This is a genomic window from Candidatus Methylomirabilota bacterium (assembly GCA_035315345.1).
Taxonomy (GTDB): domain Bacteria; phylum Methylomirabilota; class Methylomirabilia; order Rokubacteriales; family CSP1-6; genus CAMLFJ01.
The window spans coordinates 1-13576 of record DATFYA010000194.1 but is presented as its reverse complement, the minus strand read 5'-3'; the positions used below and the strand labels follow the sequence as shown (position 1 = coordinate 13576).

Here is a 13576-nt window from a genome sequence, read left to right as displayed (position 1 = left end):
CTCATCCGTCCGTCGGAAAGAGCGCGGCGAGATCCTGCGGCGTCTGGCCGGTCAGGAGGAGGACCTCCTCGACGCGCGAGAAGTCCACCGCCGGCGCCAGCACCGCGAAGTGGAAGAGCGCTGATCCCTTGTCCTCGATCTTCACCACGCGTCCGACCGGCAGGCCCTTGGGGAACAAGGTTCCGAGCCCCGAGGTCACCACCAGATCGCCCGGCGCGACGCTCGACCCGTCGCGGGCCATGAATTTGAAGCGCACCGTGCCGCCTGCGTCACCTTCCACGAGCCCGGCGGTGCGGGTGCGCAGCACCACCGCGCCGACCGTGGAGGCGGGGTCGTTGAGCAGCTGGATGACCGCGGCACCCCGATGCACCTGCACCACGCGACCGACCAGGCCGTCGGGCACGATCACCGGGGTCTGCTGCGCGATACCGTCCCCGCGACCGCGGTTCACGGTCAGCGAGCGAACCCAGCCGCCCGCCTCGCGGCCGATGACCTCGCCGGCGAGGGTGGCAAGCGGCAGGCGACTCTTCAGCGCGAGCAGCCGTCGGAGCCGGGCGTTCTCCTCGCGCGTCTCGCCGGCCTGGAGCGACATCACGCGCAGTTGCTCGTTCTCGCCCCGGAGAACGGTGTTCTCGCGCCGGGCCGCCTTCCAGTCGATGTAGTTGGCCCAGAAGCCGAGCGCCCCTCGATGGATGCGAACCAGCAGGCTCTGAACGGGAGTGACCGCGATCGCCACCAGCTCTCCGGCCCGGCCGGTGCCGCCCCCGCGCGTCTGCACGGTGAGCAACAGTAGGGACACGAGCAGCACCGCGAGCAGGATCCCGTATCTGCGAAATCTCACCGCTCCGTCACCTCAACGGCTGATCGGCGCTGGAAATCCGGCCCGGGGCCGGCGTTCAGGCGGGGATCGCCACCTTCTTGAGAAGCTCGAGCTCGTCCAGCACCTTGCCGGTGCCGAGCGCCACGCAGGACAGCGGATCGTCGCCGACGGTGATGGGCAGGTCCGTCTCCTGCCGCAGGAGCAGGTCCAGGCCGCGAAGGAGCGCGCCGCCACCGGTGAGCACGATGCCCTTGTCCACGATGTCGGCCGCGAGCTCGGGCGGAGTCCGCTCGAGGCAGGTCCGCACCGTGTCGACGATCGCCATCACCGGCTCCCGCAGGGCCTCCCGGATCTCCTCGTCGGTCACCACGATGGTCTTCGGGATCCCGTCGATGAGATCGCGCCCCTTCACCTCCATCGTCATCCGCTCGCCGCCCATGGGGTAGGCCGAGCCCAGCTTGATCTTGATCTCCTCCGCCCGCCGTTCGCCCACGAGCAGGTTGTAGTGTTTCTTGATGTACTGCACGATCGCTTCGTCCATCTCGTCGCCCGCGATGCGGACCGACTTGGAGTAGACGATGCCGGACAGCGAGATCACCGCGACCTCGGTGGTGCCGCCGCCCATGTCCACGATCATGTTGCCGCCCGGCTCCTGAATGGGCAGCCCGGCTCCGATCGCGGCCGCCATCGGCTCCTCGATCAGGTACACCTCACGCGCCCCGGCTTGCATCGCGGAGTCGCGCACCGCGCGCTTCTCGACCTGAGTGATCCCGGATGGCACCCCGATGACGATGCGCGGATGCACAAGCGTCCGACGCCGATGCACCTTGTTGATGAAGTAATGCAGCATCTTTTCGGTGACGTCGAAGTCGGCGATCACGCCGTCCTTCAGGGGCCGGATGGCCGTGATGTTGCCCGGAGTACGCCCGAGCATGGCCTTGGCCTCGTGTCCCACCGCGAGCACCGAATGGTCAGCCTGGTGGATGGCGACGATGGAGGGCTCGTTCATGACGATGCCCTCGCCCCGGACGTAGACGAGCGTGTTGGCCGTGCCCAGGTCGATGGCGAGATCGTTCGAAAACAGCCCGGCGAGAAGGCTAATCAGCATAGGCCACCCTGTCTGGAATCGAATGTTTGGGACGCGATCGAACTCACGGCTGAGTCTAGCACCGCGAATTTTTCTCAACAACGAAAACCTAGGCTTTTCCACAACATGGACGGCACGCAGCCTCGACGGAGCCGCGATGGACGTGGCTGCGAAGTCGGCGGCTGAAACCGGCCGGATTCCGGAGGGTTAGGACGGGCTGGTCCGAGAGGCCGAGAGACCCGGCAAGACCTCGCGTTGGTACAGTCGCATCGCGTCACGGATCACCCGCTCGGCGTCGGGACGTCCCCGCATGTCCTCGACGTCGACCGCCTTGTTCTCCAGCACCTTGTAGTCGAGGAAGAATCGCTGGATCTCTTTGAGCCGATGCGGGGGCAGCTCCCCGGAATCCCGGTAGTGCGCGTACTCGGGATCGTCGACGTGCACAGCGATGATCTTGTCGTCGGATCCCTTGTCGTCACTCATGGTGAGGACGCCGATGGCGCGGGCGCGTAGGATGCAGAGCGGGACGACCGGCTCCTGGCCGAGTACGAGCACGTCGAGCGGGTCGCCGTCCCCGCAATAGGTCCGCGGCAGGAACCCGTAGTTGGCCGGATAGTGCACCGCCGAGTGGAGGACGCGATCCAGCCAGAGCAATCCAGTCCGCTTGTCGAGCTCGTACTTGACCTTGGAGCCTTTCGGGATCTCGATCACGCAGCGGAAGTGCTGCTCGATGGCGTCACCGAGTTCGACGTCGTGCCACGGATTCACGGAAGCAAGTATAGTCCGTCGCCCCCGGGCGATCGCGGGGCCGATCGAGATATCCTTGACACCCGGCCGAGCTTCCGCTAAGCTCCGGTCCAGGTTGTAGGTTCACTCGGTAGACGGGTACATTGCGTTCGAAGCCAACGCCGCGAGGACCTCAAGTCCCGCGGCGTTTTTGTTTGTCCTCCGCTTCAGGAGGACACCCCCGTCATGGTGACGGGGAATCACCGAGGCGCTCGGCGCCTCACGGAAAGAGGTCAGTAGATGGCTCAGGGTAACGTGAAGTGGTTCAACGATGCGAAGGGGTATGGTTTCATCTCACAGGAGGATGGCGAGGACGTGTTCGTGCATTTCAGCGCCATTCAGGCCCAGGGCTTCAAGAGCCTGGCCGAGGGCGATCGAGTCGAGTTCGAGGTAACCCGGGGTCCCAAGGGCCTGCAGGCCTCGAACGTCCGCAAGGTCTAGCACTGAGAGGCGCCGGGCCCCGGCTAGCCGGGGCCCGGTCCGCTCCCCCACCCGTAGCGGTCCGATCCTTCGCGCCACCGATACAATCGGTCTTGACACTCGTTTCACACCTTTGCTAACCTGCGCGCGATTTCAGGCACCCTGAAACACTGTTCCGGTACGTGAACGAGCCTCGGTCCCAGGGAATGGCGGCGTCGCGAGGGCTTCGGTCCTCGACGGCGCCTTTTTTGTTCTCCCCTTCCGGGGGGAAACCCCAGCAGCCATGGTGGCTCGGGGCTTAAAGGGCGGCCCACCCCCGCCCAAGGAGAGAGGGAACAGACGTATGGCACAGGGCACGGTCAAGTGGTTCAACGACGCAAAGGGTTACGGTTTCATCCAGGTCGAGGGCGGAGAGGATGTCTTCGTCCACTACAGCGCCATCCAGGCCCAGGGCTTCAAGAGCTTGGCCGAGGGCGACAAGGTCGAGTTCGAGGTAACGAAGGGGCCGAAGGGCCTGCAGGCTTCCAACGTCCGGAAGTCGGCGTAGGCGTCGCCGACCACTTGACGGCCCGCCGGGGTGCCCGGCGGGCCGTTACTTTTTCCAAGCGCGCAGACAAGAAAAAGCCCCGACGGACGCTGCGGCGGCATCGCGATTTCTTCTCTGCCGAACCGCCCCGCTGGTGAAGAGCGGGTCCGTCGGGGCCGGTGGTTCCTGGATCCTCCAGGGCCACCTGCAACCACTATAGCCGGGCCTTAGGAGGCGACCACCTCACAGATCACCGTAGGGGTACACATCGGCTGGATCACCTCCCTTTCTCGGCGCGGCCCGCATTCAGGGCCCAGGACCCACTCACCTTGCCGCGGACGCCGACTCCCGCCGCAAGGCTCGGTCACGCTGCTTCCGGCGGAATTACCGGAAGGGAACGCTCGAAGGAGCCTGTGTGAGCTCCGACCGATTTTAGGGGTCATCGTACATGAGCGCGAGCGACCGGGAAAGCAATTTTCACTTCACCGTGATCCGCCCCGCATTTTTCTCCAGAACACCCTTCCCGATTCCGTCCACTTTCTCGAGCTCCTGGGCCTTCTTGAACGGCCCGTGGGCTTCGCGATATTCGATGATCTTCTGCGCGCCTCCCGGGCCCACGCCGGCGAGCTTCATGAGCTCGGTCTTCGACGCCTCGTTGATGTTGACCTTCACGTCCTTGCCGTCGACCTTGACCTTGGTCGGCTTGTCCGGCTTGTCCTCGGCCATCGCGGCTCCGCCAGTCAGGCACCAGATCGCCACCGCCACCACACCCAGCCAACGCGTCACCATGTCTGCTCCTCCTCGGATCGAGATGAAATTGGTGACGCGATTGCACGCCGGAGCGCGCGACCGGTCAATGCCGAGAATTTCAGACGGAGCGGTGTATCTAGCGGTCCGCGGGAGGCTCGAGCTGATCGAGGTAGGCTTGCCACTCCCAGGCGAGCAGCGATTGCTTCCGGGTGTTGCAGTCCTTGCACGCGGGCACCATGTTGGCGCGGATCGAGCGGCCGCCGCGCACGAGCGGCACGACGTGATCGAGGGTCAACGCCTTGGCGCCCACCGCGCGTCGGCAGTAGTGGCAGAGACCGGTCGCGATACGCCGACGCCACCACGAAGTCTGACGCAGCTCGCGCGCGCGGACCTTCTCGCGACGGAGCGCGTCGTCGTCGACCTCTCGCACGTAGCGGTCCTCGCTCACCGGTCGTCTCCCGACACCGTCGACAACCGCAGGGACAGCTCCTCCCACTCCTTCATGAGCCAGGCGACCCGCTCCTCGGTGTCCTTGCGCGCCTGGGCGATGTCGCGAGCGCGCTGGCCGTCGCGATAGAGATCCGGGTCCGCCAGGGCCAGGCCGATCTCCTGCAGCCGCGCCTCCATCTCGTGGATCTGAGTCTCCACCGCCCCGAGCCGGACCTTGATCGACTTGATCTCGCGATCGAGGCCCTTGCTCTTCTTGCGCGTGGAGTCCTCCGCCTCCTTCTTTGAGCCTTTCATCTGCGGGGGCCCGGAAATGGCCCCCGCACCCCCGGCCGCGGACGCTCCGGGTCGAGGCGATTCGCGTGGATCGGACGCGTGGGGCGCGGTTGCAGTCGGCTGGCCGCCGCGGGCCGGATCGCGAGTCGTCTTGGGTGCGGCGGCCGGGGCCTCGGCGGGGGCCGTCTTGCGGGCGAGGTAGTCGTCGTAACTGCCGAGATAGGTGGCGAGGTGGCCGCGGTCCACCTCGACGACCTGGGTCGCGATGCGATTGATGAAGTACCGATCGTGGGAGATGAACACGATGGTGCCGGTGAACCCGGAGAGCGCCTCCTCGAGCACCTCCTTGGAGGCGAGGTCCAGATGGTTCGTCGGCTCGTCCATGCAGAGAAGCGCGGCGGGCCGCGCGAGCATCTTGGCCAGCGCCAGTCGCGCCTTCTCGCCGCCGGACAGGACCGCGACCTTCTTCTCGACGGTGTCGCCGCTGAACAGAAAGCTGCCAAGGATCGTGCGCAGCCGCGCGATCGGCGCTTCCGGCGCCGTCTGCTCCAGCTCCTCCAGCACCGTCCGGGTCGGGTCGAGCGCGTCGAGCTGATGCTGAGCGTAGTACTGCACCTCCACGTGGGATCCCAGCACGCGCTCCCCCGCGTCGAAGGGCAGCGCTCCCGCGAGCATCTTCAGGAGCGTGGACTTGCCGGCTCCGTTCACGCCGACCAGCGCGACCCGATCGCCGCGCTCCACCAGGAAATCCACGCCGGAGTACACCACGTTGTCGCCGTACGCCTTGCGCACGCCGGCGAGCCGCCCGACCATCCGTCCGGTGCGCGGCGGCTGCGGGAAGGAGAAATGGATGCGGCGCGCGGACGCGTCGGTCTCGACGCGCTCCATGCGATCGAGCATCTTGACCCGGCTCTGGACCTGCCGGGCCTTGCTCGCCTTGTACCGGAACCGGTCGATGAAGCGCTCGATCTCGGCCACCCGCTTGGCCTGGTTGCGGGCCTGCGCCTCCCGCAGCGCCTGCCGGGCTTCGCGCTCCACCAGGAAGTCGTCGTAGTCGCCGTGGTAGAGCGTGACTCCCCCGTTGCCCAGGTCGGCGATGGCGGTGACCATCCGGTTCAGGAAATAGCGATCGTGCGAGACGATGACCACGCTGCCCTCGTAGGCGGCGAGGAAATTCTCGAGCCACTGCAGCGACTCGAGGTCCAGATGGTTGGTGGGCTCGTCGAGCAGCAGCAGGTCGGGACGCAGCAGGAGCAGCCGCGCCAGCGCCGCCCGCATGCGCCATCCTCCGGAGTACTCGGCGAGCGGCCGGTGCACCGACTCCGGCCCGAAGCCGAGCCCGCCGAGGATGATCTTCGCCTCCGCCTCCAGTCGATAGCCGCCGAGCGCCTCGAACCGGTGCTGGACTTCCCCGTAGGTTTCGAGCAGCCCCGAGTCGACGGTCGGCCCGGCCATGCGGGATGCGAGGGTCTCGAGCTCGGCCTCGAGGCGCCAGACCGCCTCGAAGCCGGAGAGGGCCTCGGCCAGCACGGTGCGATCTTCCCCGGTCGTGACTTCCTGGGGAAGGTAGCCGACCGTCACTCCGGTATCGCGATGGACCCGGCCCTCGTCGGGCTCTTCGATCGATGCGAGAATCCGGCAGATGGTGGTCTTGCCCGCCCCGTTCGGCCCGACGAGCCCGATGCGCTCGCCGCGGCCGATCCGCCAGGTGCAGTCGCGCAGGAGCTCCTGGCCGCCGTAGCTCTTGGAGACCGCGTCGAGTCCGATCATGACCGCCGGCGCACTCCTGCCGTGCGCCTCACCCCATCGTCTGCACGCGGTCGGGCGCGATCTTGTAGATGACGCGCACCTCGCCGGGCTGACGGTAGGGATACTTGTCCTGGCCGAGGTATTTCTTGGCCAGCGAATCGATATGCGCATCCGCCCCGGACTCGGTGATATCGGCCACGCGGCCCCGGACCTGCAGATACCGATACGGATTGTCGGGGTCCGCGATCGCCAGGGCCACCGCCGGGTTCCGGCGCAGGTTCCGGTCCTTCACGCGTCCCTTCGCGGTGTTGAAGCGGATGTGGGTCCCATCGTAGTCCACCCACACCGGGGTCACCTGCGGCGTGCCGTCTCCGTTCACGGTCGCGATGTTGGCGAAGGCCTTCTTGCCCAGGATGTCCTTGTACTTGTCGGGAATGCCCGCCATAGCCGTTCTCCTTTTGTCTCGTCGAGCGATCGCTCGGTCTCAGCCCGGCCTTCCGGGCCCGCTATCGGTCAGCATACTCGCCCGCGCCTCGGCGAGCCCGCGCATCGCCAGGAGCAGACGCACCAGACATTGCTGCACGAGCTGAGCGTCCTGCGCGGTCGGATCCGCCATCCACTGCCTCGCCCACTCCCGGTTCTCCGCCTGCAGCCCGAGGGTCGGCGACAGGGCCTGCAGTCGCAGGAGCAAGTCGTCGGCGGGCAGTCCGGAGGCGCGGAGCCGGGCGACCACCGCGCCACGGACCGCCGCGTTCCACACGCCGGTCAGCGCTTCCAGCAGCGCCCCGTAGCAGGGGCTCTCGGGTCGCTCCTTGAGATGCTCGATGACCACGCCAAGGAGCGGATGAGCCATCGGCTCGCCCTGCTCGTCGACCGCGACCAGTCCGGCGAGCAGCGGGTCCCGGGCCAGATCGGGCATGCGCTCGAGCAGTTCCATCAGGTCGGCGATGGAAACGGCCGGCAGACCGGCCAGTCGCTCGAGCAGCGGAAGATCGGAGCCGCCGCTCATGAGCTCGAAGGGGTGACCCCCTCCCCACGCACGGCGAGATCGCGAGCCTGCCCCCCCGGGACGAGAAACGCCGACACCATGGCCATGATGGCGAAGACGAGGCCCACCACGAAGACGGCCCCGACCGCATGGGCCAGGGCGGGTCGCATCTGCTCCAGCAGGTCGCCGCCCAGCGCGCCACGGGTCACGGGATTCACCACCAGATCGGGATGCGAGGCGAGGAACCGCAGCTGCTCCTGCAGTCCCGCGGGCGCGGTGGCCACCACCTCCGCGAGCCCGCGCTCGAGCCGGTGGGTCATCGCCGCGCCCATGACTGCCACGCCCACCGCGCCGCCGATGGTGCGAAAGAACGTGGTCAGCGACGTGGCCGAGCCCAGTAGCGAGCGCGGCACCGCGCTCTGCACCGCGATCAGCATCGGCACGAAGACGAGGCCCATGCCGATCCCGGCCAGGGTGATGTCGCGCGCGGCACTCAGACGGGTCAGCGACCCGTTCCAGCTGGAGAGGAGCACGAAGGCCAGCACGAGCATCCCCATGCCGGCGAGGACCACCCGCCGATAGCCGATCCGGAGGACGAGGCGCGCGGCCAGGACCGAGAACACGACCCAGCCCAACACGAAGGGCATCAACACCCATCCGGCCTGCGTGGCGGTGCTGCCCACCACCGCCTGCAGGTAGAGGGGGACGTACGTGATGGCGCCGAACATCGCCATGCCGGACAGGAGACCGGTCACGGCGGCGGCGCGCACGATCGGGTTCCGGAACAACCCAAGCGGAATGACCGGCTCGACGGCGCGGCGCTCGATGACGACGAAGGCGATCAGGAGCGCACCCGAGAGCGCGAGCAGGCCCACCCCGACGGGACGCATCCACGGCTCGCTGCCGCCCGCCTCGAGCAGGCCGACCAGGAAGCTCGAGATGGCGGCCACGAAGACGGTCATGCCGACCAGGTCGAAGGCGGTGCGGGCGCGGATGCGGACCTCGTCACGCAGGCCGGCAGCGATCGCGGCCGCCGCGAGCAGTCCGACCGGAATGTTGACGTAGAACACCCACCGCCACGAGACGCGGTCGGTCAACACCCCGCCGATCAGCGGCCCCACCAGCGAGGCCACCCCCCAGACGCTCGAGAAGTAGCCTTGCATCTTCGCGCGGCGCTCCATCCCGTAGAGGTCGCCGACGATGGTCATGCCGATGGTGATCAGCGAGCCCGCGCCGATGCCTTGCAAGGCGCGGAACGCGATGAGCTGCCCCATGCTCTGCGACAACCCGGCCAGCGCGGAGCCGACCAGGAACACTGCGAGCCCGGTCAGGTACGCGGGGCGACGGCCCAGATGGTCGGCGAGCCGCCCCCAGATCGGCATCGACACGGTCGAGGTCAGCAGGAACGCGGAGAAGGTCCAGGAATAGATGCGAATGCCGCCGAGGCTCGCGATCACGGTGGGCATGGCGGTCGCCACCACCGTCGATTCCATCGCGGCCAGGAACATGGCGGCCATGACCCCGGCCAGCACCACCGCGCGCCGGGCCGGCGTGGTCTCGATCAGGGTGGCCATCAGTGCCCGCCGGTGCAGCCGGCGCAGCGGCAGAGCGCGCGGAGCGCCGCGTACGGGTAGAGGCTCTCGCGCCCGTCCGTCCACGACACGCGCAGCCCTTCCGGCTGCTTGGTGATCGCTCGGGGCCACGTCATCTCCTGGGTGAGCGCAATCTCGTCGGCGACGCCGCCCTCCGGATCGTCCCGTCGCAGGCGGTCGAACGGATAGATGCTCCCGTGGCTGTCCGCCCAGGTCACGCCGATCGCGTAGCGTCCGACCAGGTGGACGTCCTTCGGCTGTGTCGGGTCCGGCTGTCCCACGATCGGCAAGAACTTGCCGAGCGGCGTCACGCGCCACCTCCCGCCGCGGCCGCCGTCGCCAGCCGTCGACCGGCCAGCAGGTAGTGCACCGCCAGGTTCTGATGGTCGCCCCAGCGCGCGGAGCGACGACGAATGGCCTCCTCGGAGAGGAGGCGGCCGCGGCCGTAGAAGTGCTCGAAGGCCCGACGCACGCCCAGGTCGCCGGCGGGACAGACGTCGCCGCGGCCCAGGGCGCGGGCCAGAAACCACTCGGCGCTCCATCGTCCGAACCCGCGCACCGCGGTCAACCGTTCGATCACCTCGTCGTTGGACCGCCCGCGCAGCGCGTCGAGATCCAGCTCCCCGCTCACGATGTGGCGGGCGAGCCCCACGATGTACTCCGCCTTGCGGGTGGTCAGCTGCAGGCGGCGCAGCTCCTCGACGGTCGCGCGCGCGAGCGTCGTCGGCTCCGGGAACGAGTACACCGCCTCGCCGCCGATCAGCAGCGGCTCGCCGAAGCGTCGGACGAGCCGGGCCCGCACCGTGAACGCGAACGTCAGGTTGACCTGCTGGGCGCACACCGACCCGATCAGCATCTCGAAGGCCCCCGGTGACAGCGTCGGGCGCAACCCGCGGAGCCGCGTGGTGAGGCCACCGAGCATGGCATCGCCGGCAGCCGCCGCATAGAACGGAGCCAGGGCGAGGTCCAGGCCGCACAGGTGTCGCACCTCGGCCACCGCCGCGTCCACCAGCGCGGCGCGGCGCGCCCCGGGAACCGAGACGGTCAAGCGGGGAGCGTGGACGTCGTCGCTCCAGCGCAGCTCGTAGCCGCGCCAGCGGCCTTCCCACTTGATGGCACGTCGGAATACGCCGTCGGAGAGCCGATTGACCGGGTCTTCACCCCAGAGACGGTACCGCGACAGCGTTCCGGCGACGTCCAGAGGACCCGGAACGACGAAACGTGCGTCCATGACGGCGCCACAGTGTACCAGACGCTACCGGGATGCGGGACGCGAGGTGCGGACGCCGGCCGCTCAGTGCCGGATGTCGAAGTAGATCGGTCCGGACGGAACCGGCGCCGCGCCGTTGAGGCGCTTGACGCAGAAGTTGAACTCGACCAGGTCGCTCACGAACGGATCGATGAGGGCCCGCGCGTTGACGTCGTGCGGAATCGGCATGAGCAGATGATCGAGCCCGGCCTCGTGCAGGGTCGCCGCGATCGCCGAGAAGGCGCGGAACCCGCCTCGGCCCTTCAGGGTCACGTCGTAGGCCTTCACCGCGCGGACACTTCCCGGATCGAGGCCGCGCCGCGCCCGGTCGTCCCACAGGGAGAGCCAGGCGTTGCCGCCCGGGCCGAAGGCGGTCAGGCTGCCCATGTAAGGCCCGCGGGGATACGGCTGGAACAGCTCGGACACGAGATAGCGCGGAACGAAATTGTGGAGGAACACCTCGCCGAAGCGCCACGCCGCGTGAGCGCGGTCGCCGAGGGCGTCCACCTTGCGGATGTGCACTTCGGGATCCGGGGCGAAGCGGGCCAGGTCGAGCACGAGGTAGTCGAACCGGGCGATCGGCTCCCAGCCCAGCGAGGTCACCATTTTCATCGAGGCCACGTTGGTGACCCCGATCAGGCCGGTGACGTACGGCGCCCCCTCGCTCTCGAGCCAATCGGCGGCCGCCCGCATCATCATCGAGCCGACGCCGCGCGTGCGCTGCCCCGGATTGACGCGCACGTTGAAGATATAGCCGGCCGAGCAGGGGCGGCCGGCCACTCGCACCGGGGTCAGGGCCGCGCACAGCACGCCGACGATCTGGTCTTCCTGCTGGGCCACGATGGTACGGCAGCGGTTGTACGCGGCGGTACGGGCGAAGAAGTTGCGCCGGGCCTGGATCAGGGCGGCCCCGGCGTCGGGGGACGCGCCATCCAGCGACTGCAGCGCATCATGGTCGGTGACCGTGGCGTCTCGCAGCAGGAGATCCGCGGTCTGAAGGGCCGGAGGCGCGCTCATGATACCCGGGCAAGGATACTCCGGATTTCGCCGTCTGCAAGTCTTGCGTGGCCCCCCTCCCCCGGGGCCCTACTGGTACCGCATGAGGTGGTAGGGCACGTCGGTGACCACGACATTTCGTCGAAACAGCAAGGCCCCCTTGATCAGGAGGGCGGTCTGGTTGTGCAGCAGCTGCTGCCACCACCGAGCCGGGATGAACTCGGGGATCACGATGGTCACCATGTGGTTCTCGCCCAGCGCGAGCAGGTGGTCGACGTACTCGAGCAGGGGCGCCAGCAGCAGACGATACGGCGAGGTCAGCACCACCAGCGGCACGCCGAAGCCCCACTTGCCCCATTTCTCCTCGAGGCGGCGGGTCTTCTCGGGATCCAGCTCCACGTAGACCGCCTTCGCGGACGGCGAGAGCGTCCGGGCGTACTGCAGCGCCTGCACCACGCCCTTGTGGAGATCGCCCACGAGCACCAGCACGGTGTGCTGCATCGGCGGCGGCCCCGCGTAGCCGTCCAGCGAGAGCTGACGGGCGACATCACGATAGTGACGGTGGATGCTCACGAAGTGCGTGATCAACGCGGCGGCGAGCACCACCACGATCCACGCCCCGTCCGCGAACTTGGCCAGCGCGGTCACCACCATCACGAGTCCGGTGGTGGCCGCGCCGAGGCCGCTGATGAGCGCCTTCCATCGCCAGCCCGCCGGCCGCCGGGTGAGCCACCGGCGCACCATGCCGACCTGCGAGAGCGTGAACGACGTGAAGACGCCGAGCGCGTACAGCGGGATCAGCAGGTGCGTGGTGCCCTCGAAGAGCGCGATCAGCGCCGCGGCGGAGACACCCAGGATGATGACCCCGTTGGAAAACACGAGGCGATCGCCCCGGCTCGCGAACTGGCGGGGCAGATAGCCGTCGCGGGCCATGAAGAAGGCCAGCCGCGGAAAGTCCGCGAACGCGGTGTTGGCGGCGAGGGCCAGGATGACCATCGAGACGCCCTGGATGAAATAGTAGAGGAGCCCGCCGCCGAAGACCTGCCGGGCCAGCTGCGAGACCACCGTCTCCTCGTCCCGCGGCACGATCTGGTGGCCCGCGGCCAGCATCGTGATGCCCACGAACAGCGTGATCATGATCAGCCCCAGGGCGACCAGCACCCGCTGGGCGTTGCGCACCTCGGGCGGCTTGAACGCGGTGATGCCGTCGGACACCGCCTCGATACCGGTGAGGGCGACCGCCCCCGACGCGAACGCGCGCAGGAGCAGGAACACCCCGATGTCGCCGAGGGGCGGCGCGGGCGGGTGCGGGACCGCGGGCACCGGCGGCCCCCACAGCGCGAATCCCGCGGAGCCGTAGACCATCAGGAGGAGGTAGCCGCCGATGAAGAGATAGCTCCACACCGCGAAGACACGCCCGGACTCCCGCAGGCCGCGCAGGTTCGCCACCGCGATGAGCACGACCAATCCGATCCCGAGGACCACCCGGTACGGGTACAGCATCGGGAAGGCGGAGGTGAGGGCGGCCACCCCGGCGGACACACTCACCGCCACCGTGAGCGTGTAGTCGATGAGCAGGGCGGCCCCCGCGGTGAGACCGGGGAACACGCCGAGGTTGTCCTTGGCCACGAGGTAGTCGCTCGCGCCCTGCGGATACTCCGCGATGTTCTGGCGGTACGACAGGATGACGATGCCGATCACGAGCCCGATGAGCAGCCCGATCGGCACCGACAGGGCCAGCGCGCCCACCCCGGCCAGGAGCAGCACGCGCAGGATCTCCTCGGTGGCGTAGGCCACGGAGGAGAGGTTGTCGGAGGCAAAGATGGCGAGGCCGGTGGTCTTCGACAGCCGCTCGTGGCGGGCTTGCGCCGTCGCCAGCGGCTGCCCGAC

At 68.3% G+C, this 13576-nt stretch carries 15 protein-coding genes; 2 read left to right on the top strand and 13 right to left on the bottom strand.

All coding sequences use genetic code 11. The features are described from left to right. Nucleotide 1: 1 nt before the first annotated feature. The 3 genes from mreC to VKN16_25240 all read right to left on the bottom strand — a co-directional run bounded on the left by mreC (nt 2) and on the right by VKN16_25240 (nt 2675). On the bottom strand, nt 2–841 hold the full coding sequence (mreC, locus tag VKN16_25250; GenBank protein HME97528.1) for a rod shape-determining protein MreC: 840 nt from the start codon (nt 839–841) through the stop codon (nt 2–4). Nucleotides 842–896: 55 nt separating this feature from the next. Beyond that, on the bottom strand, nt 897–1928 hold the full coding sequence (locus VKN16_25245) for a rod shape-determining protein (GenBank protein HME97527.1): 1032 nt from the start codon (nt 1926–1928) through the stop codon (nt 897–899). 186 nt (nt 1929–2114) lie between these two features. Next, complete coding sequence (locus VKN16_25240; GenBank protein ID HME97526.1) at nt 2115–2675, bottom strand: inorganic diphosphatase; 561 nt, start codon at nt 2673–2675, stop codon at nt 2115–2117. Nucleotides 2676–2933: 258 nt separating this feature from the next. Between VKN16_25240 and VKN16_25235 the strand changes: the two genes are divergently transcribed. Together VKN16_25235 and VKN16_25230 are read left to right on the top strand one after the other, a co-directional pair. After that, complete coding sequence (locus VKN16_25235; GenBank protein HME97525.1) at nt 2934–3134, top strand: cold-shock protein; 201 nt, start codon at nt 2934–2936, stop codon at nt 3132–3134. 322 nt (nt 3135–3456) lie between these two features. Further along, a complete protein-coding gene (locus tag VKN16_25230) occupies nt 3457–3660 on the top strand; it encodes a cold-shock protein (protein ID HME97524.1) in 204 nt (67 codons plus the stop codon). 456 nt (nt 3661–4116) lie between these two features. Here the strand turns inward: VKN16_25230 and VKN16_25225 are convergent, their stop codons facing one another. The 10 genes from VKN16_25225 to VKN16_25180 all read right to left on the bottom strand — a co-directional run. Then, on the bottom strand, nt 4117–4428 hold the full coding sequence (locus VKN16_25225) for a helix-hairpin-helix domain-containing protein (protein HME97523.1): 312 nt from the start codon (nt 4426–4428) through the stop codon (nt 4117–4119). Between the two features lie 97 nt (nt 4429–4525). Beyond that, entirely contained in the window at nt 4526–4837 is a 312-nt protein-coding gene (locus VKN16_25220) for an HNH endonuclease signature motif containing protein (protein HME97522.1), read from the bottom strand. Continuing rightward, nucleotides 4834–6882: an ABC-F family ATP-binding cassette domain-containing protein gene (locus VKN16_25215; GenBank protein HME97521.1), complete on the bottom strand. Its 2049-nt coding sequence runs from the start codon at nt 6880–6882 to the stop codon at nt 4834–4836. Before VKN16_25215 ends, VKN16_25220 begins: the two co-directional genes overlap by 4 nt. 28 nt (nt 6883–6910) lie before the next feature. Next, nucleotides 6911–7306 carry a PPOX class F420-dependent oxidoreductase gene (locus tag VKN16_25210; GenBank protein HME97520.1) on the bottom strand — a complete coding sequence of 132 codons (396 nt, stop codon included), beginning with the start codon at nt 7304–7306 and terminating at the stop codon, nt 6911–6913. Nucleotides 7307–7345: 39 nt separating this feature from the next. Then, nucleotides 7346–7870 (bottom strand): hypothetical protein, encoded by a 525-nt coding sequence (locus VKN16_25205; protein HME97519.1) that lies wholly within the window; start codon nt 7868–7870, stop codon nt 7346–7348. Then, complete coding sequence (locus tag VKN16_25200; GenBank protein ID HME97518.1) at nt 7867–9423, bottom strand: MDR family MFS transporter; 1557 nt, start codon at nt 9421–9423, stop codon at nt 7867–7869. Before VKN16_25200 ends, VKN16_25205 begins: the two co-directional genes overlap by 4 nt. Continuing rightward, nucleotides 9423–9752, bottom strand: a complete 330-nt coding sequence (locus VKN16_25195) for a gamma-butyrobetaine hydroxylase-like domain-containing protein (protein ID HME97517.1) — start codon at nt 9750–9752, stop codon at nt 9423–9425. The genes VKN16_25200 and VKN16_25195 overlap by 1 nt, the downstream gene beginning before the upstream one ends. Next, nucleotides 9749–10672, bottom strand: coding sequence for a hypothetical protein (locus VKN16_25190; GenBank protein ID HME97516.1), 924 nt, complete (start codon nt 10670–10672; stop codon nt 9749–9751). The genes VKN16_25195 and VKN16_25190 overlap by 4 nt, the downstream gene beginning before the upstream one ends. A gap of 63 nt (nt 10673–10735) precedes the next feature. Next, nucleotides 10736–11707, bottom strand: coding sequence for a GNAT family N-acetyltransferase (locus VKN16_25185; GenBank protein HME97515.1), 972 nt, complete (start codon nt 11705–11707; stop codon nt 10736–10738). Nucleotides 11708–11776: 69 nt separating this feature from the next. Then, nucleotides 11777–13576, bottom strand: a 1800-nt coding sequence (locus VKN16_25180; protein ID HME97514.1) for an APC family permease, incomplete at its 5' end; no start/stop codon positions are given.